This window comes from Allohoeflea poritis (genome assembly GCF_027889715.1).
Classification (GTDB): Bacteria; Pseudomonadota; Alphaproteobacteria; order Rhizobiales; family Rhizobiaceae; genus Hoeflea_A; species Hoeflea_A poritis.
Genome location: NZ_JAPJZH010000004.1, coordinates 388,234 through 409,101 on the forward strand (window position 1 = coordinate 388,234; position 20,868 = coordinate 409,101).

Below are 20,868 nucleotides of genomic sequence, written 5' to 3' on the forward strand. Positions count from 1 at the left end.
GGGAAGGACCATGGATTTCCTGACCCGCTTCGGCATCTCCAAGTCGCGCCTGACGCTGCTGGTGATGATCGCGCTCATTCTGCAGGGGCTGCTGGCCTACGGCACCATGCCGAAACGCGAGAATCCGGCGATCACCATACGCAGCGCGCAGATCAGCGCGCAGTTTCCCGGCATGTCCCCGGACCGGATGGAGAACCTGATCGTCAAGCCGATTGAGCGCAAGGCGCGGGAGATCGGCGAGGTCGAGGACATCAACGTGCTGATCTCGACGGGCAGCACGCTGGTGTCGGTGTCGATCTACGACCATGTCCCGAAGGAAGAACTCAATACGGTCTTCGAGGATATCCGCAACAAGATGGACGACCTCAAGCCGAGCCTGCCGAGCGGCACGGAGGGCCCGTTCGTCAACACCGACTATGGCGACGTGGCCATCGCCACGATCGCGGTGACGGGCGAGGGCTTCAGCAATGCGGAGCTGCGCGATTCGGCCGATGATCTGCGCGAATATCTCTACGAAATCGACGGCATATCGAAAGTCTCGCTCTACGGCGTGCAGGAGGAACGCATCTGGCTGGAGATCGACAGCCGGAAGCTCGCGGCGGTCGGCGTCCAGCTCAACCAGGTGATCAGCGACCTGCAGGCACAGAACGTCATTCTGCCGGCCGGCGAGATCGATGCCGACGGGGTCAATCTCATCCTCGAGGCAAATGGCGACCTGCGCTCGGTCGAGGAGATCGAGGATGTGCTGACCAAGGTTCAGGGGCTTTCCGGTTTCATTCGCCTGAAAGACCTGATGAATGTGCGGCGCGGCTACCAGGACCCGGTCGACAAGCCGGTCTATTTCAACGGCCAGCAGGCAGTCATCGTCAGCGTCGAAATGACCGAAACCGAGGATATCCAGAAGATCGGCGCCGACCTGAAGGAGGCTGTCGGCCAGTATGAGCTGACACAGCCGATCGGCATTACCTACAATTTCTCCACCTTCCAGGAAACCAACGTCACAACATCGATCAACAGCGCACTGATGAATGTGGCGCAGACCTTTGCCGTGGTCCTCGTTGTGATGATGGTGTTCCTCGGGTTCCGCGGCGCGCTGATCATCGCCTGTATCGTTCCGTTCACCGTGACCTTCGCGTTGATCGGCATGAACCTGATGGCGATCGATCTGCAGCAGATTTCCATCGCGGCGGTGATCATCTCGCTGGGTCTTCTGGTCGATAACGGACTGGTCGTCGTCGAGGATATCGAGGGGCGCATCAAGCGCGGCGCATCGCCTGAGGTCGCGGCGCTTGGGGCCGGACGGCAATTCTTCATTCCGCTGGCGGTCGCCTCGATCACCACGGTTTCGGCCTTCATCCCGATGCTGACCCTGGAAGGCACCGAGGGCGAGTTCGCCTTCTCGCTGGGCGCGGTTGTCGGCATCATGCTCGCCGGGTCCTGGTTCACGGCTCTCTATATCCTGCCGACGCTGTGTGTCTGGTTCGCGCGCCGCAAGGCCGCGGGCGACACGGACGTGCAGCCCAATATCGTCGTTCGCTCTTATGGGGTGCTGATCGAAAAAACGCTCGTATTCGGGCCGTTTATCATTATCGGCTGCTATGCGGCCGTGGTCGGCTCCGTCAGCCTTTTCTCCAGCGTCAAGAGCGAGATGTTCCCACTCTCTGAACGCGCCGAATACATGATCTATCTCAACATGCCGAAGGGCACGGCGATCTCGGCGACGCGGGCCGAAGCGCTGGCGGTCGAAGAGTGGCTTCGCGACAAGGACGCCAATCCGGAGGTGGTCAATACGACGGTGTTCGTCGGCGACGGCGGTCCGCGCTTCTATCTGGCGCTGAACCCGGCCGATACCGATCCGTCGGCAGCGTTCATCCTGGTCAACACGCAAGATTTCGAAGGTGCCGTGAAAGCTGCGGACAGGGCCTGGCGGTATCTCGTCGAAAATCACCCGTCCGGGCGTTTCAAGGTCAAGCGGCTCTCCATGGGCGGCGGCGAATCCGGCATTGTCGAGGTGAAGATATCGGGGCCGGGCGCGGAACGGCTGCTGATGCTCGCTGACGAGGTCGAGGTCGCCTTCGACGCGGTTCCCGGCATTTCGCAGAACGAGAATGACTGGGGCAACAAGACGCTGAAGATCGTGATCGACGTCGATCAGAGCAAGGCGCGCGAGCTAGGCGTGTCCTCGCAGGAAATCTCCGACCTGATGGACACGTTCTATTCCGGCACCAATGTTTCGACCTATCGGGAGGGCGATCAGTCGATCCCCATTGCCGTGCGCGCCGAGGAGCGGTTCCGGAGCAGCCTGGAGGAACTGGCGGGTCTCGCCATTCCGGCCGAGGGCCAGCTCATTTCGCTCGACCAGGTGGCGACCTTCGATCCGCAGCTGGAATTCTCGCAGATGCGGCGCGAGAACCAGGTGCGGCTGATCAAGATCTCCGGCAAGAGCGAGACACTGGCGGCGGACCGGGTGCTGGCCATGATCCGGCCGACACTTAACCAGCTCAACCTCGACGGCGGCTACAAGCTTGAGATCGCAGGCGAGACGGAAAACAGCGCCGAGGTCAACGAGAAGCTCAGTGCCGGAATGCCGCTGGCGCTTATGGTGATGCTGGTGGCGCTGATGTTCCAGTTCAACTCCATCCGGCGCGTGCTGCTCACCTTCATGACCGTGCCGCTGATCATCATCGGCGCGCCGCTGGCGTTGCTGATGACCGGGCGCCCGCTTTCCTTCTTCGCCATTCTGGGCCTGATTTCGCTGGCCGGCATTATCATCAACAATGCGATCGTGCTCATTGACCAGATCGATATCGAGCGCGAGACCGCGGCACTCAAGGAAGCGATCATCGAAGCGGCCAAGAAACGGGTAACGCCGATCCTTTTGACGTCGCTGACGACGATTTTCGGCCTGATGCCGATGGCGCTGAACGGCGGGGCGCTGTTCGAGCCGATGGCGACGCTGATGATCGGCGGCCTGGCCATAGCATCAGTGCTCAGCCTGTTCTTCGTTCCCGGCGCCTATTACATGCTGTTCGGCGGATTGTGGCGACGCAGCAAGACGCCGGAACCCGTGCCTGATTCGGCCTGATCGGATTATTCGGCGGCAACGGGGCGGCGGCTTTCCTTGCGGATCGAAAGCGGCGCCTGCCCATAGTGCTTGTGGAAGGCGCGGCTGAGCGCTTCGGAACTGCCATAGCCCAGCCGTCGCGCGACCGACTGGATGCGCTCGCCTGACGCGATTGCCTGACGCGCCAGGATCATGCGCCAGCGCCGCAGATAGGCCTGCGGCGTTTCGCCGACCCGGGATGAAAACTCTTCGGAGAAGCGGCTCAGCGACATTCCGGCCATGTCGGCGAGATCGACATTGCGCCAGTTCCTTCCCGGATCGTCATGCAGGGCGACCAGCGCCCGGCTCAGCCGCGCGTCGGCGAGGCCCGAGAGCAGGCCGGGCGTCGTTGCGCCCTGCTCGATCTGGCGGCGCAGCAGCCGGATCAGCAGGACCTCGCAAAGCCGGTTGAGCGCTGAAGCCGAACCGCAGCGGTCGTCGGCGGCCTCTGCGATCAGCATCTGCAGCAGACGTTCCGTGCCGTCATCGCCCTGTGTTTCCATCACCACGCATTCGGGCAGCGCGGCGACCAGGGGATTGCTGCCGCCATCCCACTCGGCCCTTGCCTCCACCAGACGCTTTTTTCTGGCAATGGCGCTTTCCGAGCGCCGGTGGCGCGGCCAGAACTCGACCCCGCAGGGATCGTTGCTGCCCGGGATGCCGAAGACGATCAGATTGCCCTCGCCGGGCTCCACCATCTCGACGGTCATCTGGAAATGCCGCATCAGGGCGGACAGGCGGTCAAATCTGCTCATCGGTCAATTTGGGTGTTTCAATCATATTTTTGAGATTTTTTAGATCATAGCTTCTGCTAGCACAAGATCAAGCGAACAAGGAAATGAGAACGCCATGTTGATGCCACGCCAGAAAACCCCGGACCTGTCGCTGCCGACCCTGTCCGGCGAGACATTCGACCTGTCGCAGGAAAAGTCCGAGCGCGGGGTCGTCATCTGCTTCTATCGCGGGCTTCACTGCCCGATCTGCGCGAACTACCTGAAAGAGCTTGAAAAGCTGACGCCGGCCTTTGCCGAGCGCGGCGTGACGACCATCGCGATCAGCTCCGACGGCCAGGAGCGCACCCAGGCGATGGCCGAGAAGATTGACGCCGAACATCTGCGTTTCGGCTACGACCTCAGCCTTTCCAAGGCGCGCGAATGGGGTCTCTATATTTCGACATCGCGTGGCAAGACCTCGATCGGCATTGAGGAGCCGGCCCTGTTCTCAGAACCCGGCCTGTTCATGGTCACGCCCGAGCAGACGCTTTATTACGGCTCGGTCCAGACAATGCCCTTCGTGCGCCCGCATTTTTCCGAACTGGTCGGCGCACTGGATTTCGCGATCGAGAAAAACTATCCGGCCCGCGGCGAATATGCCGGTGGGGTGTAACCACCTCTGTCGGTCCAAGCGGTCTCAGAGGCGCGAGTACCGTTAGGATTGGCCGGGCCACCCGTTTCCCCCTCCTGATCGTTGGCAATCCGGTTTCGGGTTGTCTTCCATGGGAAAAAGAGGGCCGCCGGATGATCCCCCATCCGGCGGCCTTTCTTTTGCGTTTTGATCCCGCTTAGGCGGCGAGATCGCGCAGCACCGTCTGCAGGATGCCGCCATTGTTGACGTAATCGACCTCGTCGAGCGTATCGATGCGGCAGATGATCGGCACGTCCTTGACCGTGCCGTCGCCATAGGTGACCTTCGCGACCTTCGTTTCGCGGGGCTTGATGGTCTCAAGACCCTCGATCGAGACGGTCTCGTCGCCCTTCAGGTTCAGGCTCTCCCAGCTCGTGCCCTCTTCTAGGACGAAGGGGATGACGCCCATGCCGACGAGGTTGGAGCGGTGGATGCGCTCGAAGGACTGGGCGATCACCGCGCGCACGCCAAGCAGGTTGGTGCCCTTGGCGGCCCAGTCGCGGGACGAGCCGTTGCCGTATTCGACGCCGGCGAAGATGACCAGCGGCACGCCTTCCTGCTTGTAGAGCATGGCGGCGTCGTAGATCGACATCTCTTCCTTGGAAGGATAGTGGATCGTGTAGCCGCCCTCCTTGCCGTTCGGCCCGAGCATGTGGTTGCGGATGCGGATATTGCCGAAGGTGCCGCGCATCATCACCTCGTGGTTGCCGCGACGCGTGCCGTACTGGTTGAAGTCGGCAACGGCGACGTGGTGATCCATGAGGTATGCGCCAGCCGGGGACTGTGCCTTGATGGAGCCGGCCGGCGAGATGTGGTCGGTGGTGATCTTGTCACCGAAAAGACCAAGCACGCGGGCGCCCTCGATGTCCTTGATGCCGCCGGGCTGCTTGCCCATGCCGACGAAATAGGGCGGGTTCTGGACATAGGTCGATTCATTGTCCCAGGCATAGGTCTGGCCAGACGGCGCAACGACATTCTGCCAGTTCTCATCGCCCTTGAAGACATCCGCATATTTGGTTTCGAACAATTCGCGTGTGACGTTCTCGGCAATGAATTGCTGGATCTCCTGCGAGGATGGCCAGATGTCCTTCAGGAAGACCGGGTTGCCGTCCTGATCCTCGCCGAGCGGCTCCGTTGTCAGATCCCTGGTCACCGAACCGGCCAGCGCATAGGCGACGACCAGCGGCGGCGAGGCGAGGTAGTTCGCCTGCACATCCGGCGAGACACGGCCCTCGAAATTGCGGTTGCCGGACAGAACGCCGGCGGCAATCAGACCCTTGTCGTTGATGGTCTTGGAGATGGGGGCGGGCAACGGACCGGAATTGCCGATGCAGGTGGTGCAGCCGAAGCCGACGAGGTTGAAGCCCAGCTTGTCGAGCTCGGTCTGCAGGCCGGACTTTTCGAGATATTCGGCGACCACCTGGGAACCGGGCGCCAGCGATGTCTTGACCCAGGGCTTGGTCTTCAGGCCCTTCGCGACCGCATTGCGGGCGAGCAGGCCGGCGCCGATCAGCACGGAGGGGTTCGACGTGTTGGTGCAGGAGGTGATGGCGGCGATGGCGACGTCGCCATGGCCGAGATCGTAATCCTCGCCCTCGACCGCGTAGCGCTTGTCGGCATCGACGGTCTTCTTGTACTCCTCGGCAAGCGATTTTGCGAAACCGGAGGCGATGCCTTCCAGCGGGATGCGGCCCTCCGGACGCTTCGGTCCTGCCATTGAGGGAACAACGTCGCCAAGGTCGAGTTCCAGCGTGTCGGTGAAGACCGGATCGGCCGAGCCTTCTTCGCGCCACATGCCTTGCGCCTTGGAATATTCCTCGACCAGCGCCAGCCGGTCGACGGCGCGGCCGGTCATCGTCAGGTAGTTGATCGTCTCGCTGTCGACCGGGAAGAAGCCGCAGGTGGCGCCGTATTCGGGACCCATATTGGCGATGGTCGCGCGATCGGCGAGCGTCATGTTCTCAAGGCCGGGGCCGAAAAACTCGACGAATTTGCCGACGACGCCCTTCTGACGCAGCATCTGCACCACGGTGAGCACGATGTCGGTGGCGGTGATGCCTTCCTTCGGCTTGCCGGTCAGGCGGAAGCCGATGACTTCCGGCAGCAGCATGGAGATCGGCTGGCCGAGCATGGCGGCCTCTGCCTCGATGCCGCCGACGCCCCAGCCAAGCACGCCGAGGCCGTTGATCATGGTGGTGTGCGAATCGGTGCCGACACAGGTGTCGGGATAGGCGACCGTCTCGCCGCCTTCTTCCTTGGTCCAGACGGTCTGGCCTAGATATTCCAGGTTCACCTGGTGGCAGATGCCGGTGCCGGGCGGCACGACGCGGAAGTTCTGGAATGCCTGCTGGCCCCATTTGAGGAAGCGGTAACGTTCGCCGTTGCGCTTGTATTCAAGCTCGACATTGCGGGCGAAGGCGGTGGGCGTTCCGAACTCGTCGACGATCACCGAGTGGTCGATGACAAGATCCACCGGAACCAGCGGATTGATCTTTTCGGGATCGCCGCCGAGGCTCTTCATGGCATCGCGCATGGCGGCGAGGTCGACGACCGCAGGCACACCGGTGAAATCCTGCATCAGCACCCGCGCCGGGCGGTAGGCGATTTCCTTGCCGGCGGAGCCCTTGTCGTTGAGCCATGCGGCGACATTCTGGATGTCTTCCTTGGTGACGGACCGGCCGTCCTCATTGCGCAGCAGGTTTTCCAGAAGCACCTTCATGGAAAAGGGCAGTGCGGAAATGCCGTCAAGGCCGTTCTTTTCCGCTTCCGCGAGGCTGAAATAGGTGTATTCCGCATCGCCCACTTTAAGCGTGCTGCGGCAATTGAAGCTGTCGAGTGATTTCGTCACAGGCGGCTCTCATCTTCGTTGGCTCACCGAAACTACCGAACGAACGCCTTAAGCGTGCATGATGCACGTAGAAGCCTGCGGGTGCGGCCATTTCCGCTGTCCGTCCGTGGCTGGATTGACCCTCAACCATGTTCGGCGCAAATATGGTGTTCACGCCGACCGCTGGCGTGGTTGCAGGCCTTATAGATAATTTTATAGAACGGTTCTAGAGCAAATCTTGGCTAGATTGGAACATTTGATGGTGGAAAATCGGTTCGCTCGGCTAGGCGCGTCGCGCGGCGCGATGCAGAGCATCGGGCAAGCGGCGCAACAACGTCCGACGGGCCGATTTTTTACCACCTTGGAAAGGGCGGGGTATATTGAAAACCAATATCGGGTCGGCCGGGCTATTTTGGCCCCTGGCGTCGTTGGCTCGCGCTTGTGGTGGGGTGGCACCACGGCGCGCAACCCGCCTAGCCAGAGGCCAAAATCGCCGCGGTCAAATGATCCAATCTAGCCAAGACTTGCTCTGACCGTATTAAGTCGAATCTGGAGATTTTTCCGTGACGCATATTTGCCGGCAGGAAGTGAGCTAGTTAATGCGGCTTGTCGCCGACAATCTTTGTGTCGCGCGTAGCGGCCAGATTTTCTTTTCCGGCATCAGTTTTTCCCTAGGCGCAGGCGAAGCGCTGGTGGTCTCGGGGCCGAACGGCGTCGGAAAGTCGACCTTGCTGCGGGTACTGGCCGGCCTGCTTCCGGACGCGGAAGGTTCCGTGTGCCTTGAAGGTGCGGATTACGAGACGGTCGCCGAAGGCGCCCACTATCTCGGCCATCGCAACGGCATGAAGCGCGAGCTGACCGTGCGTGAGAACCTCGAATTCTGGCGCGATTTCATGGCTTCCGGCGAAGACGGGCATAGGAAACGGCGGGCGTCGGTGCTGGAGGCGATCAAGGCTGTGGGGCTGGACGGTATCGACTATCTTCCCTTCGGCTATCTTTCGGCCGGGCAGCAAAGGCGCATCGCCATGGCGCGGCTGCTTGTCTCGCACAGGCCGCTTTGGATCCTCGATGAGCCGACATCGGCGCTGGATGTGCGTTCGCAGGAAATGTTCGCGGGCCTTGTCGCCGATCACCTCGGCAAGGGCGGGCTGGCGGTCGTCGCGACCCACCATGCGCTCCGCCTGAAAAATGTCCGCAGCCTCGTGCTCCAGCCGGATGCCGAAGCATCGCTCGATGCCGGCGACCCGTTCGCGGTTGAGGCGTCCGTCTGATGTGGGCGCTCTTCATGCGCGATCTGCGGCTTTCGGTCCGCGCCGGCGGCGGCGCGCTGATCGGGGTTCTGTTTTTTTTGGCGGTGGTTGCCGTCATCCCGTTCGGCGTCGGTCCGGATCTCAATCTGCTGGCGCGAATCGGACCGGCGATTCTTTGGATCGGTGCGCTGCTGGCGGCGCTGCTCGGGCTCGACCGGCTGTTCCAGCTCGACCGGGAAGACGGCTCGCTCGACATCATGCTGATGCAGGAAACGCCGATGTTCCTGACCGTGCTCGTCAAATGCCTGGCGCACTGGACGGCGACGGGCCTGCCTTTGATCGTGGCTTCGCCGGTGCTCGGTCTTTTCATGAATATCAGCGGCCCTGCCATGCTCGCCGTTGCCGCGACACTGCTTGCCGGAACTCCGGCCATCACCTTTATCGGCGCCGTGGGCGCCGGCGTCTCGGTGGCGCTGCCGCGCGGCGGCGTGCTGGTCTCGGTGCTGGTGCTGCCGCTTGCGATACCCGTTCTGATTTTCGGCGTCAGCGCCGTCAACGGCGCCATTCAGGACCCGGCGCCCTTCCTGCCGCCATTTTTGATCCTTTGCGCGATTACCCTGTTCTTTTCCGTTCTTGGGCCTGTCGCGGCCGCAGCTGCCTTGCGGGCGTCGTCGGACTGATCATTCCGGATCCTGAAGCGCTGCTATCACCCGGCTCATACAGTCGATGAAAAAGGCGCGTTCGTGCGCGCTCAAATCCGCCAGCGCCCGCGCGTTCACCGTATTGGCGGCGTCATAGGCCTTGTCGCGGATCTGCTTTGCCTTGGCTGTCAGCCAGATCTGCTGGGCACGGGCGTCCGACGGGTGCCTGGTGCGGCGGATCAGGCCGTCGCGTTCCATGCGGGTCAGTGTATTGGCCATCGTCGCCTGTTCGATGTCGACCCGGGCGATCAGCTCCTTCTGGGTGATGCCGTCTTTCTCCCATAGTGCCAGCAAGGCCGGAAACTGTCCGGGCACGATTCCGAGCGGGGCGATGCGCTCGTGCAGGCCCTGTGCGAAGAGACGCGCCATATGATTGGCCAGATAGCCCGCCGATTTTTCCTTCTCGAACTCCATGCCGCATTTTCCACTTGAATAGCATGCTATGCAATATTATATAGCTAGCTATATAAATGAAAATCACGCCATCAAGCACCACTCGAAAGGACACTGTCATGACCAAATTCGCTGAACTTGATCCGCTGGTCGGCCTGGCCAAGCAGATGGAGGCGAATGAAGGGCCGATCGTATTGATCAATCATTTCACCGTTGATGCCGATGACGAAGAGGCGTTGCTTGCCGCGTGGAGCCATGACGCCGATTTCATGAAACAGCAGCCCGGATACATCTCGACGCAACTGCACCGGGGCATCGGCGGAAGTTCCAGTTTCGTGAACTACGCGGTCTGGCAGGATGTTGAGAGCTTCCGCAACGCCTTCATGCATCCCGAATTTCAGCGCCGCATCAGCACCTACCCGGCAAGCGCCGTTGCTCGGCCGCACCTGTTCCGGAAGCTGGCCGTGGCCAATCACTGCACCGCCTGAATTCAGCGGCACAAAACCGGAGCAATGCCATGTCGCTGAAAAGCAACCCGCAAAGATACGGCACCGTTGCCGTATCCATTCACTGGGTGAGCGCTCTGCTCATCATCATACTCCTGGGCACCGGATTGCGCGCCGATCAAGCAGCGGATGCCGCCGCCAGGATCACCGTGCTGCGGATTCACATCGTCCTTGGGCTTACAATCCTGCTTCTGACACTCGCGCGCCTTGCCTGGTGGCGGTTCGCGGACCGCAAGCCGGCACCTGTCGCGGCACGGCCCTGGCAGAACCGGCTTTCCGGCGCTGTGCATTTCCTTTTCTACGTCGTCATTCTTGGCATGGCGGCAAGCGGCATCGGCATGCTGGTCCTTTCAGGCGCCGCGCCTTTGATCTTCGAAGGTGCTGCCGGCGTATTGCCGGATTTCGACCGCTACCCGCCGCGTCGGGCGCATGGTTTCGGTGCGCGGCTGATGATCGCGCTGTTCGTCCTTCACACGGGCGCGGCGCTCTACCACCATATCTTCAAACGTGACGGCCTCATGCGACGCATGTGGTTCGGTGCGAGGTGATCCATGAAAACCCGTATTCACGTCATTGCCGGCGTTGTCGGCTTTCTCACCATACTGTCATTCTGGATATCGACCGTCAGTGTCGAATTATTCGCAAGTCCGGCTGCCGTGGCCGCCGTCAAATCCTGGATATTGTACGGCATGATCGTGCTTGTGCCCGCCATGGCCATCGCCGGCGCCACCGGCATGTCGCTCGGGCGCAAACGACGCGATCGGCTTACGAAAGCCAAGAGAACCCGCATGCCGGTCATTGCCGCCAATGGTCTTCTCATCCTGGTGCCGTCGGCGTTCTTCCTGGCGGGAAGGGCTGAGGCCGGCCTTTTCGATGGCTGGTTCTACGCAATGCAGACGCTGGAACTGGTCGCCGGCGCTGCGAACATCGCGATGATGGGACTCAACATCCGCGACGGATTGCGCATGACCCGGCGGTTGCTTTTGACATGATTTCAACCTATCTGGCCGTTACGTTCCCCTCGAACAACAAGGTCAGAAAATGCCGCTTCCCCAGCTTCTCGATCACCTGAAGAAAACCGCCGCGCTCAGCCAGGTCGCCGGGCTGATTGCCTGGGATCAGGAGGCGGTCATGCCGGAAGCGGGCGCTGGCCAGCGGGCAGAGCAGACCGGTGTGCTCGCTTCGGTCATCCATGGCTTCAATGCCGATCCGCGGGTGCCCGAATGGATCGATCAGATCGACAAATCGTCCCTGTCGGCGTTCGATCTTCGCAATGTCGAAGAGGCGCAGCGCAACTACGACCGGGCAACCAGGATCCCGCCGCGCCTTGCCGAGGAAAGCGCCAAGGCCGCTTCCGAGGGTCAGCGCATCTGGGCGCAGGCCCGGGCGGAAAAGGATTTCTCGAAATTCGCGCCGGCCCTGAAGCGCAACATCGCCTTGCGGCGCGAGGCGGCGGCCTGCCTCGCCGGACCTGGCGAGGACCTCTATGACTGCCTGCTCGACGAATTCGAGCCGGGCGCGAAATCGGCTGAATTGCTGCCGCTGCTGGAAAGCCTGCGGCCGGGTCTCGTGGCCCTGCGCGAGAAAATTGCCGGCAAATCGGCTCCGCAGCCATTGAGCGGTCATTTCGCCGCAGATGCGCAACTGGCCCTTGCCAGAAAGGTTGCGGCGCGCATCGGTTACGATTTCGATGCGGGGCGGATCGACACGGTGGTGCATCCGTTCTGTTCCGGCAATGGCGGCGATGTGCGCATCACGACGCGGACGGACGAGGCCGATCCGCTCAACTGCCTTTATTCGACCATTCACGAGGTCGGTCATGCGCTCTATGCGCAGGGTGCGCCCGATCCCTATATGCCGGCCGCCGATTATTGCTCGATGGGCGTGCATGAAAGCCAGTCGCGCTTCTGGGAGAACCAGATCGGCCGCTCCCGCCCATTCATGGACTGGCTTTATCCGGCCATGCGGGAGGTGTTTGGCGATCTTTCGGCGCCTGGTCCGGACGAACTTTATGCGGCCGTAAACACCGTGCATTCCGGCTTCATCCGCACGGAGGCGGACGAGGTGCATTACAATCTGCACATTCTCCTGCGTTTCGAGCTGGAACGTGAACTGATCGCCGGTACGCTCGAAGCCGGGGATCTGGAGGAAGCGTGGAACAGCCGCTTCGCCCGCGATTTCGGCGAGGTGGTTCCGGATCCGAGCCTCGGCGTGCTGCAGGACGTGCACTGGTCGATCGGCCTGTTCGGTTATTTTCCGACCTACAGTCTCGGCAATATCTACGCTGCCTGTCTCGACAAGGCCATGCGCCGAGACATGCCCGGACGCGACACCATGGTCGGGGCCGCCGAAACGCAGCCGATCCTCGACTGGATGCGCGAAAAGATCCACAAGCGCGGCCGTTTATTGCCGGCGCCGCAACTGATCGAGGAGGCGACCGGCGAAGCACCGTCGGCACAACCGCTTCTCGACTATCTGGAGGCCAAATTTGGCGCGCTTTACGATCTTTGACTGTGGCGCCTTTCCGGTGACGGCAGGAGCAGAAATATGACACTGAGATCATCCGTTGTTTTTATCGCCGCCGCGCTGGTGCTTACCGGCGCCATGGCGACCGCGAGCGCCCAGTACCGCCCCGAACTGGTCGGCGTGTGGAAGGGAACGCTGTCCAATGGCGCGCGCGTGCTGCCGGACGATCCGACGCCGACCTATTACAATGCGCTTGATCCGCAGCTCGAGATCACCATGACGATCATCGGGCAAGACGACCGGTCGTTTCACGGCGTCATGGGCAATCACGAGGAGCGGGAATATGTCGTTGGCGTTGTGCGCGAGGATGGCAAGACGCTGCTGATGGCCGATGATGACGGCTACAAGAGCGCGACGATCCTGACGCCGAGCACCATGGAATATTGTGTCCAGGTCGCTTCGGGCGATCACATGGTCGCCGCCTGCGGCGTGCTTGAGAAGCAGGCCGAAGAGAAAAACTGACGTTTCACGACAATTCGGATTTCAGCCAGCGCTTGAAGGCGCGCGCGCCGGCGCTGCTGGTTCCGCCCTCCGCCTCGATGAGCCAGTAGGACAGGCCCGTCGGATAACGGTCGGGAAAGGGCGCGACGAGCTGGCCCGCATTGATCGCATCTGTCGCCATCGGCTCCCAGCCGAGGAATATGCCGAGCCCCGCGATCGCACCGTCGACACAAAGCGATGCGTTGGAAAGGTCCGGACCCTCGCTGAGGATATTCGGCGTCAGGCCGTTCGGCGTCAGCCACAAATCCCATTCGAACATCGCGTCCGGATCGCGAATGACGGGATATCCGGCGATATCCGCCGGCCGCGCGAGGTTTTCGGCGATCGCCGGGCAGCACAGCGGAAAGACTTTCTGGTCCAGGAGCTTCTCGGCGCGCACGCCGGGCCAGCCGCCGCGCCCGAAACGGATGCAGATGTCGACATCGGACTTGCCCGGATCGACGAAAGCCAGCGAGGCGTCGAGGCGCACCGTGATATCGGGAAACGCCCGGTGGAAACCGCTTAACCGCTTGACCAGCCATTTTTCCGCCAGCACGGGCGGAACCGAGACGGTCAGCGTTCCCTGCCGGTCGGCATCGGCCAGCGCCACGGTCGCGGAAAGTTCGGCCATCGCAACGCCGAGGCGTCGCGTGATCTCTTCTCCAAGCGGCGTCTTGTGCAATCCGCGCGGTCTGCGCTCAAAGAGCGTGCGGCCAAGCTGGCGCTCGGTCTTTTGCACCTGCTGACTGACGGCGCCGACGGTCACTCCCAGCTCCTCGGCAGCGGCGGCAAGCGTTCCAAGCCGTCCGACCGCTTCCACGGCGCGCAATCCGGACAGGTGTATTCGGTTCAGGTTCTGCATATAGAATATCTATATCATGATTGAGAAGAAGTCGATTATTTTAGCTTTTACGCAGTGCTATTGTGTAGCCATGCTAAATACTCTGATTTCCATATTCCTGCGTCCTGGCAGCGACAACGTCCGCCGCAGGTCATCGTCCTGCGGTCACGGTGACCCGGACATTGAAAAGCAATTGCGCTGGCTGCGCGATCCGTTGTCGCATCCGCAATTGCGGTCCATGTCGCAGGCGCAGCTGGGCGATCTTCCCTTCGAGGCCCGCAATGTCCTGGGCAGCCCGCCGGCCAAGGGGTGCTAGAGCAATTCTGAGTTAGCTTGGATCATTTGACCGCGGCGATTTTGGTCACTGGCTAGGCGGGTTGCGCGCCGTGGTGCCAACCCACCACAAGCGCGAGCCAACGACGTCAGGGGCCAAAATCGCCCGGCCCTTTCGTCTTTGATTTTCAAAACGATCGTTCTTTCGAGGGTGGGAAAATCGGTCCATCGGCGTCGTTGCGCCGCTCGCCCGATGCGCTGCATCGCGCTGCGCGACGCGCCTAGCCGAGTGAACCGATTTTCCACCATCAAATGTTCCAAGCTAACTCAGAATTGCTCTAGGCAGGGAACCGATCGGATTTGTGCCGCCTCGGCGGCAACACACGATGTCGGCGCGGGGCCAAATGCGCCCTTCAATCCAACCATGAAACGGTCTAGGCTGGGTGCGAACATCCCGTCTGGAGAGCCGCATGATCCACCGATGCCGTTATGCCTTCGCGCTTGTTGCCATGTGGCTGCTCATCGCACCCGCCCAGGCGGCCGGTGACGATCTGAAGAAGGTCGATATCGGTGTCGACTGGTTTATCAATCCGAACCACGGACCGCTGGTCGTCGCGCTGGAGCGGGGTTACTTCGCCGAAGCCGGGCTCGACGTCACGCTGGTGATACCGCAAGAGACGACCGACAATGTCACCATGGTGCTCGACGGCCGCGTGGCGATCGGCATGTCCGACCAGCCGCGCACGCAGATCGAGATCGCCAACGGAAGCCCGCTTTCGGTGGTCGGAACGCTCATTCCCGTGCCGCTTAACGTGGTGCTTGCGGTCGAGGGCGGGCCGATCAAGACGGTGGATGACATTCGCGGCAAGCGGGTCGGTTACGCCGACAGCGAGAAGACGGAGCGCGACCTGCTGATGATCGCGCTCGCCGCACAGGGCATTACCGCCAAAGACATCACGCTGGTCGATGTCGAGTTCGCCATGGTGCCGGCTCTGCTGGACGGCAAGGTCGACGTGCTGACGGATGTCTACCGGAATTTCGAGCCGATCCAGCTTGAACTTGCCGGAGAGAAGCCGCTCGTGTTCGACGTCGAATCGGGCACGATGCCGACCTATAGCGAGCTCGTCTACATCGTGAACGACGCGCTGGTCGAGCCGGATGTCGTCGAGAATTTCCTGACCGCGGTTGCCAGGGGCGTCAAGGACATTGTCGATGATCCGGATGCGGGCTGGGAAAGCTTCATCGCCTATGACGCCAAGCTCGACAATGAACTGAACAAGATGGCCTGGAAGGCCACCGTGCCGCTGCTGGCGAAGGAACCAGCAAGGGTCAACAGGCAGGCCTTCGCGCGCTTCGCGACTTTCCTGGTGGCGAACAAGCTGGTGAGCGCCATGCCCGCGCTGCAGAACTACATCTACGAACTGGAGCCCTGAGCAGGCAAGCGCTGGGCGCCGTATATGGCGGCGATGACCAGCGCCGCGCCGACGAACTGGTTCGGCGCCATTTGCTCATCAAGGACGGCGATGGCGAGCGCGATGGTCAAAACGGGCTCCAGATTCATGATCAGGCCCGTGCGCGACGCGCCGATCATGCGCACGCCGGTGTACATGCCGAGGAAAGCGCCGGCAAAGGTCAGCGCGGTCGCCGCGACGATGACGATGGCGAAGCCTTCGGCGGGCGGAAGCCTCCATCCGCCGGCAAGAGGCGCAAATGCCAGGATCAGGACGAAGCCGGTCGCCGCCATGTAGAAGGTCGAGACGGTCGATGGTACAGACGCAAGCTTTCGGCCGTTCCAGACGAAGGAGACGGTCACCGCCAGCGCGGCCAGAGCCGAAAAGATCATGCCCGGTGCGTTGAGGCGTTCGAACCCGATGCCGAGGCAGATGGCCAGACCGAGAAAGGCCGTCAGCAGGAAGGCGATTTCCATCAGCGAGGGCGGGCGACGGTCGAGGAGGGCTTCGCTCAGCCGGATCAGAAGCGGAAATGTGTAAAAGATCAGGATTACAAGGCTGACCGGCATGAAGAAGAAACCGGCGATCAGCGACCCGGAACCGATTGCATAGGCGACGCCTGAACCGATGCAATGCAGCATATTGCGCCGGCCAATGCGCAGGGAAATCCCGAGTAACCGGATCCAGACGCTGCAAAGCACCAGGAAACAGGCGAGGCGCAGCACGAGCAGGGTCTCGGTGTTGACACCGAGCGCATAGACCATCGGCGTCAGGATGTTGGACACGCTGATGGAGACCGTCGCCGCGATGACGATCGTCAGGCCGAGGCCGGCATTGCGCTGTTCCGACAATTGCGTTTCACTCATTGTGCGCCATGTCTTTTTTTGTGCGGCAATTCGCGCCTCGCAGGATCACGGCAATTTGCCTATTTTGCGCCCTTGGCAGCATTGTCTGGAACCTTTCCAAACGGTAAACAATGACAACGATGATTACCAGCGCCGCCAATTATGTTTCCGGCCTCGCCAATCCCACGCGTTTTCTGAACGCCGTGGCCTTTGTGCTGCCGTGGATGGTCGGTATCACCGGCGTGCTCTTTGCGGTCGGTCTTTTCATGAGTTTCCAGGCACCCGAAGACTACCAGCAGGGCATGACGGTGCGCATCATGTTCATTCATGTGCCGTCTGCGTGGCTGGCGATGATGTGCTACACGGTGATGGCGGTATCGGCGATCGGAACGCTGGTCTGGCGCCATCCGCTGGCCGATGTGTCGGCCAAGGCGGCCGCGCCGATCGGGGCGGCTTTCACCTTCCTGGCGCTGGTGACCGGCTCGCTCTGGGGCAAGCCCATGTGGGGCACATGGTGGGTCTGGGATGCGCGGCTGACATCCGTCTTCGTGCTGTTTTTGATGTATCTCGGGCTGATCGCGCTCTATCGGGCGATGGACGATCCGGCGCGCGCCGCGCGAGTCTCGGCGATCGTCATCCTCGTCGGCTACATCAACATTCCGATCATCAAGTTTTCCGTCGACTGGTGGAACACGCTGCACCAGCCGGCCAGCGTCATCCGGCTTGACGGGCCGACGATCCATGCTTCGATGCTCTATCCTCTGTTGGTCATGGCACTGGCCTTCACGATGCTGTTCTTCACCCTGCATCTGATGGCGATGCGCAACGAGATCTGGCGACGGCGGGTGGCCTCACTGCGCCGCCAGGCGGCGCGCTCGGTGCAGCCGTCATGAGTCATCTTGCCTTCGTATCGCTTGCCTATGGCGCGACCGCGCTGACGATCGCGGCGCTTGTCGGCTGGGTGCTGATCGACCAGCGCGGGCGGCGCGCCGAACTGGCAGAGCTCGAGGCGCGGGGTGTGCGCCGCCGCTCGGCGGAAAAAGCCGGTGCCGATCATGTCCAGTGAAACCGGCGAAGGCGGCCGGACGCAGCCGGCGCGGGGCCGGCGCCGTTTCTTCGCATTTGTGCCACTGATCGTTTTCGCTGCGCTGGCGGTCATCTTCTACACGCAACTGATCTCGGGGCGAGATGTCTCCGAGGTGCCTTCGGTGCTTATCGGCACCAAGGCACCAAAGCTGGATCTGCCGGCGCTCGAGGGCCTGAAGCGCGACGGAGACCAGGTTCCGGCGCTGACGGATGCGCAGGTCGAAGGCAAGATCACGCTCGTCAACATATGGGCGAGCTGGTGTGTGCCGTGCCGGCAGGAACATCCGCTTCTCATGGCGCTTGCCGAGGACAGCCGTATCAACGTTGTCGGCATCAACTACAAGGACGAGACGTCGAACGCGCTGCGGTTCCTGGGCGAACTCGGTAATCCCTACAGCGCCGTCGGGATCGATCCGAACGGGATCGCGGCCATTGACTGGGGCGTTTACGGTATTCCCGAGACCTTCCTCGTCGACAAGACGGGCACAATCGTCTTCAAGCAGATCGGGCCGTTCACGCCGGATGCCGTGCGCGACAGGCTGATGCCGGAAATCGAGAAGGCGCTGGCGGCGCCGGCCGCTTCGTCCTAGGCACTTGCCGGCTTTTGCCCGGGCAGGCCGTCATTCGGGTGATCCATGAAGGAAATCTTCTACGCCATCGGCGATGTGCACGGATGTGACGACCTTCTCCAATCCTTGCAGGCGCGTATTGTTTCGGACCGGGAGCAGCGGCATCCGGACAGCCCGGCGACCATCGTCACGGTCGGCGATTATGTCGATCGCGGTCCCGACAGCGGCGCCGTCATCGACCGGCTGATGCGCGGCTTCGATGGCTTCGAGATGGTCTGCCTGAAGGGCAATCACGAGGCGATGCTGCTTGCCTGCACGCAATCCGATGACTGGATTGTCTGGCGCCACTGGACCGGCAATGGCGGCGATGCGACCCTGCGCTCAATCGGCTTTGACGCGCGCCACGGCGCCTACAGGGCGGTCGACTTGATCGATGCGCTGGGGCCGGAACGGCTCGCCTGGCTGCGCGGCCTACCGCTCTATCACGAAACCCCAGACTACCTGTTCGTCCATGCCGGGATTATTCCGGGGCGTCGGATCGAGGATCAGTCGGAAAAGGACCTGTTATGGGTTCGCGACCGCTTCCTCGCCAGTCACCTCGACCACGGACGACTGGTCATCCACGGGCACACACCCGTGTCGGAGCCGGAAATCCGGCACAACCGCATCGGCATCGACACCGGCGCTTTCATGACCGGCCGGCTCACCGCCGTTGTGCTGGGCGAGGAGGAAGGGCCGCGTTTCCTGTCGGTTGAGGAAGCGTCCTAGGACGCCTTCTCGTCTTCCTCCGGGATGGTGTGGCGCATGATCATCGGCATCTGGCTCATGGTGAACGCGATGGTGATGGGCATGATGCCCCAGACCTTGAAGGCGACCCAGAAATCGGTGGAGAAATTGCGCCAGACAATCTCGTTGACGATAGCGAGGAAGATAAAGAACAGGCCCCAGCGCAGGGTCAATTTGCGCCAGCCCTCGGCATCCAGCTTGAATGCGCTGTCGAAGACGTAGCCAAGCAGCGATTTGCCGAAGACAAGGCCGCCCAGCAGGACGCTGGCGAACAGGCCGTTGACGATGGTCGGCTTCATCTTGATGAAGGTGTCGTTGTGCAGCCACAGCGTCAACGCGCCGAAGACGAAGACCACGACGCCGGAGACGAGCGGCATGATCGGCAGGGTGCGGGTGAGCAGCCAGGAGGTCGTCAGTGCAATCGCCGTTGCGATCATGAAAAGGCCGGTCGCCAGGAAGATGGGACCGCCGAAAGCGGCGAGCGGCGGGAACTTTTCCACCAGCCATTCGCCGCGCGCATTGGCGAAGAAGAAGACCAGCAGCGGGCCCAGCTCCAGCGCCAGTTTGAGCAGCGGATTGATCTCCTGGCGGTCGGGATCGGACGGGTCGCGTTCGAATACGGGCTGGCTCATACCGGCCGGTCTCCTCAAGTCTCTGCCGGCGTGCGGCCGGCAATGGCGGCGGCGAAATCGCCCGCCTCGAAGGGCTCCAGGTCGTCGACGCCCTCGCCGACACCGATGAAATAGATAGGCAGTTTGTGCTTGGCGGAAATGGCCACCAGGATGCCGCCGCGCGCCGTGCCGTCGAGCTTGGTCATGACCAGGCCGTTGACGCCGGCGACGTTGCGGAAGATCTCGACCTGGTTGAGCGCATTCTGTCCGGTGGTCGCATCGAGCGTCTGCAACACTGTGTGCGGCGCTTCGGGATCGTGCTTGCCGAGGACGCGGACGATCTTCTCAAGTTCGTCCATCAGTTCCGCCTTGTTCTGCAGCCGGCCGGCCGTGTCGATGATCAGCACGTCCGTGCCGGCGTCACGGGCCTTTTCGAAGGCATCGAAGGCAAGGCCGGCGGCATCGGCGCCGAGTTTGGATGATACAACCGGCGAATTGGTGCGTTCGCCCCAGATCTTCAGCTGCTCGATGGCCGCGGCGCGGAAGGTGTCGCCGGCGGCGAGCATGACGCTCAGGCCGCCATCGGCAAGTTTAGCGGCCAGCTTGCCGATGGTCGTCGTCTTGCCGGTTCCGTTGACGCCGACAACCAGGATGACGTGCGGCTTGTGGCTGAGATCGAGTTCGAGCGGCAGGGCGACGGGCTCCAGCACCTTCTCGATCTCGCTTGCCATGATCTCCTGCACCTCGTCGGTGGAGATGTCCTTGCCGTAGCGGCCGGCGGCCAGCGTGTCGGTGATGCGCAGCGCCGTCTCGACGCCCAGATCGGACTGGATCAGCACGTCCTCCAGATCCTGCAGCGTGTCCTCGTCAAGCTTGCGGCGGGTGAAGATGCCGCTGATCTGGTCGGTGAGCTGCGCCGAGGTGCGCGACAGGCCCTGACGCAGCCGCCCGAACCAGGAAGGTCTCGGCTGTTCCTCGGGTTCGGGCGTATCCGGCGCGGCGGCGGGCTCCGCCAGCGGCGTGACATCGGCCGATACCGATACTTTGCCGGCATCCGACGATTCACGTGGAACAGCATCTGTGGATTGGCTGTCATTGGGCTTGATTTCCGCCGGCGCTGATTCAGCCTTTCGAGGCTCAGGCTCAGGCTCAGGCTCAGGCTCAGGCTCAGGCTCAGGCTCAGGCTCAGGCTCAGGCTCAGGCTCAGGCTCAGGCT

At 62.0% G+C, this 20,868-nt stretch carries 22 protein-coding genes; 15 read left to right on the forward strand and 7 right to left on the reverse strand.

Annotated elements, in window-relative coordinates; genetic code table 11:
- The first annotated feature begins 10 nt into the window (after positions 1–10).
- On the forward strand, positions 11–3,085 hold the full coding sequence (locus tag OOZ53_RS09215; protein WP_271089155.1) for an efflux RND transporter permease subunit: 3,075 nt from the start codon (positions 11–13) through the stop codon (positions 3,083–3,085).
- Between the two features lie 5 nt (positions 3,086–3,090).
- Here the strand turns inward: OOZ53_RS09215 and OOZ53_RS09220 are convergent, their stop codons facing one another.
- Complete coding sequence (locus OOZ53_RS09220; RefSeq protein ID WP_271089156.1) at positions 3,091–3,858, reverse strand: AraC family transcriptional regulator; 768 nt, start codon at positions 3,856–3,858, stop codon at positions 3,091–3,093.
- 94 nt (positions 3,859–3,952) lie between these two features.
- On the opposite strand from OOZ53_RS09220, the gene OOZ53_RS09225 reads away from it, so the two are divergent.
- Positions 3,953–4,489, forward strand: coding sequence for a peroxiredoxin-like family protein (locus OOZ53_RS09225; protein ID WP_271089157.1), 537 nt, complete (start codon positions 3,953–3,955; stop codon positions 4,487–4,489).
- 175 nt (positions 4,490–4,664) lie between these two features.
- Here OOZ53_RS09225 and acnA read toward each other — a convergent pair whose 3' ends face one another.
- Positions 4,665–7,355 (reverse strand): aconitate hydratase AcnA, encoded by a 2,691-nt coding sequence (acnA, locus tag OOZ53_RS09230; RefSeq protein WP_271089159.1) that lies wholly within the window; start codon positions 7,353–7,355, stop codon positions 4,665–4,667.
- A gap of 578 nt (positions 7,356–7,933) precedes the next feature.
- Here acnA and ccmA point away from each other — a divergent pair.
- Both ccmA and ccmB read left to right on the forward strand, forming a co-directional pair.
- On the forward strand, positions 7,934–8,605 hold the full coding sequence (ccmA, locus tag OOZ53_RS09235) for a heme ABC exporter ATP-binding protein CcmA (RefSeq protein ID WP_271089160.1): 672 nt from the start codon (positions 7,934–7,936) through the stop codon (positions 8,603–8,605).
- A complete protein-coding gene (gene ccmB, locus OOZ53_RS09240; protein WP_271089161.1) occupies positions 8,605–9,264 on the forward strand; it encodes a heme exporter protein CcmB in 660 nt (219 codons plus the stop codon). Before ccmA ends, ccmB begins: the two co-directional genes overlap by 1 nt.
- Here the strand turns inward: ccmB and OOZ53_RS09245 are convergent, their stop codons facing one another.
- The gene (locus OOZ53_RS09245) at positions 9,265–9,699 is read right to left on the reverse strand and encodes a MarR family winged helix-turn-helix transcriptional regulator (RefSeq protein WP_271089164.1); all 435 of its coding nucleotides are present in this window, start codon (positions 9,697–9,699) and stop codon (positions 9,265–9,267) included. It lies immediately after the preceding gene.
- 98 nt (positions 9,700–9,797) lie between these two features.
- Between OOZ53_RS09245 and OOZ53_RS09250 the strand changes: the two genes are divergently transcribed.
- Genes OOZ53_RS09250 through OOZ53_RS09270 form a run of 5 tightly spaced genes read left to right on the forward strand, consistent with a single transcriptional unit; the run spans position 9,798 to position 13,172 of the window.
- Entirely contained in the window at positions 9,798–10,166 is a 369-nt protein-coding gene (locus OOZ53_RS09250; RefSeq protein WP_271089165.1) for an antibiotic biosynthesis monooxygenase family protein, read from the forward strand.
- Positions 10,167–10,195: 29 nt separating this feature from the next.
- Complete coding sequence (locus OOZ53_RS09255; RefSeq protein WP_271089166.1) at positions 10,196–10,732, forward strand: cytochrome b; 537 nt, start codon at positions 10,196–10,198, stop codon at positions 10,730–10,732.
- A gap of 3 nt (positions 10,733–10,735) precedes the next feature.
- The gene (locus OOZ53_RS09260; protein ID WP_271089167.1) at positions 10,736–11,176 is read left to right on the forward strand and encodes a hypothetical protein; all 441 of its coding nucleotides are present in this window, start codon (positions 10,736–10,738) and stop codon (positions 11,174–11,176) included.
- A gap of 49 nt (positions 11,177–11,225) precedes the next feature.
- The gene (locus OOZ53_RS09265; RefSeq protein WP_271089169.1) at positions 11,226–12,695 is read left to right on the forward strand and encodes a carboxypeptidase M32; all 1,470 of its coding nucleotides are present in this window, start codon (positions 11,226–11,228) and stop codon (positions 12,693–12,695) included.
- A gap of 36 nt (positions 12,696–12,731) precedes the next feature.
- Complete coding sequence (locus OOZ53_RS09270; protein WP_271089171.1) at positions 12,732–13,172, forward strand: hypothetical protein; 441 nt, start codon at positions 12,732–12,734, stop codon at positions 13,170–13,172.
- 4 nt (positions 13,173–13,176) lie between these two features.
- Here the strand turns inward: OOZ53_RS09270 and OOZ53_RS09275 are convergent, their stop codons facing one another.
- Positions 13,177–14,052, reverse strand: coding sequence for a LysR substrate-binding domain-containing protein (locus OOZ53_RS09275; RefSeq protein ID WP_271089172.1), 876 nt, complete (start codon positions 14,050–14,052; stop codon positions 13,177–13,179).
- 16 nt (positions 14,053–14,068) lie between these two features.
- Between OOZ53_RS09275 and OOZ53_RS09280 the strand changes: the two genes are divergently transcribed.
- Together OOZ53_RS09280 and OOZ53_RS09285 are read left to right on the forward strand one after the other, a co-directional pair.
- Positions 14,069–14,347 carry a hypothetical protein gene (locus tag OOZ53_RS09280; protein WP_271089174.1) on the forward strand — a complete coding sequence of 93 codons (279 nt, stop codon included), beginning with the start codon at positions 14,069–14,071 and terminating at the stop codon, positions 14,345–14,347.
- Positions 14,348–14,774: 427 nt separating this feature from the next.
- Complete coding sequence (locus OOZ53_RS09285; RefSeq protein WP_271089175.1) at positions 14,775–15,737, forward strand: ABC transporter substrate-binding protein; 963 nt, start codon at positions 14,775–14,777, stop codon at positions 15,735–15,737.
- Here OOZ53_RS09285 and OOZ53_RS09290 read toward each other — a convergent pair.
- A complete protein-coding gene (locus OOZ53_RS09290; protein ID WP_271089176.1) occupies positions 15,719–16,621 on the reverse strand; it encodes a DMT family transporter in 903 nt (300 codons plus the stop codon). The two genes, OOZ53_RS09285 and OOZ53_RS09290, sit on opposite strands and share 19 nt — an antisense overlap.
- 119 nt (positions 16,622–16,740) lie before the next feature.
- On the opposite strand from OOZ53_RS09290, the gene OOZ53_RS09295 reads away from it, so the two are divergent.
- From OOZ53_RS09295 to OOZ53_RS09310, 4 genes are read left to right on the forward strand one after another with little or no spacing between them, the layout of a single operon-like run.
- Positions 16,741–17,493, forward strand: coding sequence for a heme ABC transporter permease (locus OOZ53_RS09295; RefSeq protein ID WP_425499126.1), 753 nt, complete (start codon positions 16,741–16,743; stop codon positions 17,491–17,493).
- Entirely contained in the window at positions 17,490–17,666 is a 177-nt protein-coding gene (gene ccmD / locus OOZ53_RS09300; protein ID WP_271089178.1) for a heme exporter protein CcmD, read from the forward strand. Before OOZ53_RS09295 ends, ccmD begins: the two co-directional genes overlap by 4 nt.
- Positions 17,656–18,276 carry a DsbE family thiol:disulfide interchange protein gene (locus OOZ53_RS09305; RefSeq protein WP_271089179.1) on the forward strand — a complete coding sequence of 207 codons (621 nt, stop codon included), beginning with the start codon at positions 17,656–17,658 and terminating at the stop codon, positions 18,274–18,276. Before ccmD ends, OOZ53_RS09305 begins: the two co-directional genes overlap by 11 nt.
- A gap of 45 nt (positions 18,277–18,321) precedes the next feature.
- Entirely contained in the window at positions 18,322–19,023 is a 702-nt protein-coding gene (locus OOZ53_RS09310; protein ID WP_271089180.1) for a metallophosphoesterase family protein, read from the forward strand.
- On the opposite strand, the gene OOZ53_RS09315 is transcribed toward OOZ53_RS09310, so the two are convergent.
- The gene (locus tag OOZ53_RS09315) at positions 19,020–19,673 is read right to left on the reverse strand and encodes a septation protein A (RefSeq protein ID WP_271089181.1); all 654 of its coding nucleotides are present in this window, start codon (positions 19,671–19,673) and stop codon (positions 19,020–19,022) included. The genes OOZ53_RS09310 and OOZ53_RS09315 overlap by 4 nt on opposite strands.
- A 14-nt stretch (positions 19,674–19,687) precedes the next feature.
- On the reverse strand, positions 19,688–20,868 hold a 1,181-nt coding region (gene ftsY, locus OOZ53_RS09320; RefSeq protein WP_271089182.1), incomplete at its 5' end, for a signal recognition particle-docking protein FtsY.

Bases quoted from the DNA above. Each gene is read 5' to 3' on its own strand.
- OOZ53_RS09215 (WP_271089155.1), top strand. From the start codon at position 11: ATGGATTTCCTGACCCGCTTCGGCATCTCCAAGTCGCGCCTGACGCTG.
- OOZ53_RS09220 (WP_271089156.1), bottom strand. From the start codon at position 3,858: ATGAGCAGATTTGACCGCCTGTCCGCCCTGATGCGGCATTTCCAGATG.
- OOZ53_RS09225 (WP_271089157.1), top strand. From the start codon at position 3,953: ATGTTGATGCCACGCCAGAAAACCCCGGACCTGTCGCTGCCGACCCTG.
- ccmA (WP_271089160.1), top strand. From the start codon at position 7,934: ATGCGGCTTGTCGCCGACAATCTTTGTGTCGCGCGTAGCGGCCAGATT.
- ccmB (WP_271089161.1), top strand. From the start codon at position 8,605: ATGTGGGCGCTCTTCATGCGCGATCTGCGGCTTTCGGTCCGCGCCGGC.
- OOZ53_RS09245 (WP_271089164.1), bottom strand. From the start codon at position 9,699: ATGGAGTTCGAGAAGGAAAAATCGGCGGGCTATCTGGCCAATCATATG.
- OOZ53_RS09250 (WP_271089165.1), top strand. From the start codon at position 9,798: ATGACCAAATTCGCTGAACTTGATCCGCTGGTCGGCCTGGCCAAGCAG.
- OOZ53_RS09255 (WP_271089166.1), top strand. From the start codon at position 10,196: ATGTCGCTGAAAAGCAACCCGCAAAGATACGGCACCGTTGCCGTATCC.
- OOZ53_RS09260 (WP_271089167.1), top strand. From the start codon at position 10,736: ATGAAAACCCGTATTCACGTCATTGCCGGCGTTGTCGGCTTTCTCACC.
- OOZ53_RS09265 (WP_271089169.1), top strand. From the start codon at position 11,226: ATGCCGCTTCCCCAGCTTCTCGATCACCTGAAGAAAACCGCCGCGCTC.
- OOZ53_RS09270 (WP_271089171.1), top strand. From the start codon at position 12,732: ATGACACTGAGATCATCCGTTGTTTTTATCGCCGCCGCGCTGGTGCTT.
- OOZ53_RS09275 (WP_271089172.1), bottom strand. From the start codon at position 14,052: ATGCAGAACCTGAACCGAATACACCTGTCCGGATTGCGCGCCGTGGAA.
- OOZ53_RS09280 (WP_271089174.1), top strand. From the start codon at position 14,069: ATGATTGAGAAGAAGTCGATTATTTTAGCTTTTACGCAGTGCTATTGT.
- OOZ53_RS09285 (WP_271089175.1), top strand. From the start codon at position 14,775: ATGATCCACCGATGCCGTTATGCCTTCGCGCTTGTTGCCATGTGGCTG.
- OOZ53_RS09290 (WP_271089176.1), bottom strand. From the start codon at position 16,621: ATGAGTGAAACGCAATTGTCGGAACAGCGCAATGCCGGCCTCGGCCTG.
- OOZ53_RS09295 (WP_425499126.1), top strand. From the start codon at position 16,741: ATGATTACCAGCGCCGCCAATTATGTTTCCGGCCTCGCCAATCCCACG.
- ccmD (WP_271089178.1), top strand. From the start codon at position 17,490: ATGAGTCATCTTGCCTTCGTATCGCTTGCCTATGGCGCGACCGCGCTG.
- OOZ53_RS09305 (WP_271089179.1), top strand. From the start codon at position 17,656: ATGTCCAGTGAAACCGGCGAAGGCGGCCGGACGCAGCCGGCGCGGGGC.
- OOZ53_RS09310 (WP_271089180.1), top strand. From the start codon at position 18,322: ATGAAGGAAATCTTCTACGCCATCGGCGATGTGCACGGATGTGACGAC.
- OOZ53_RS09315 (WP_271089181.1), bottom strand. From the start codon at position 19,673: ATGAGCCAGCCCGTATTCGAACGCGACCCGTCCGATCCCGACCGCCAG.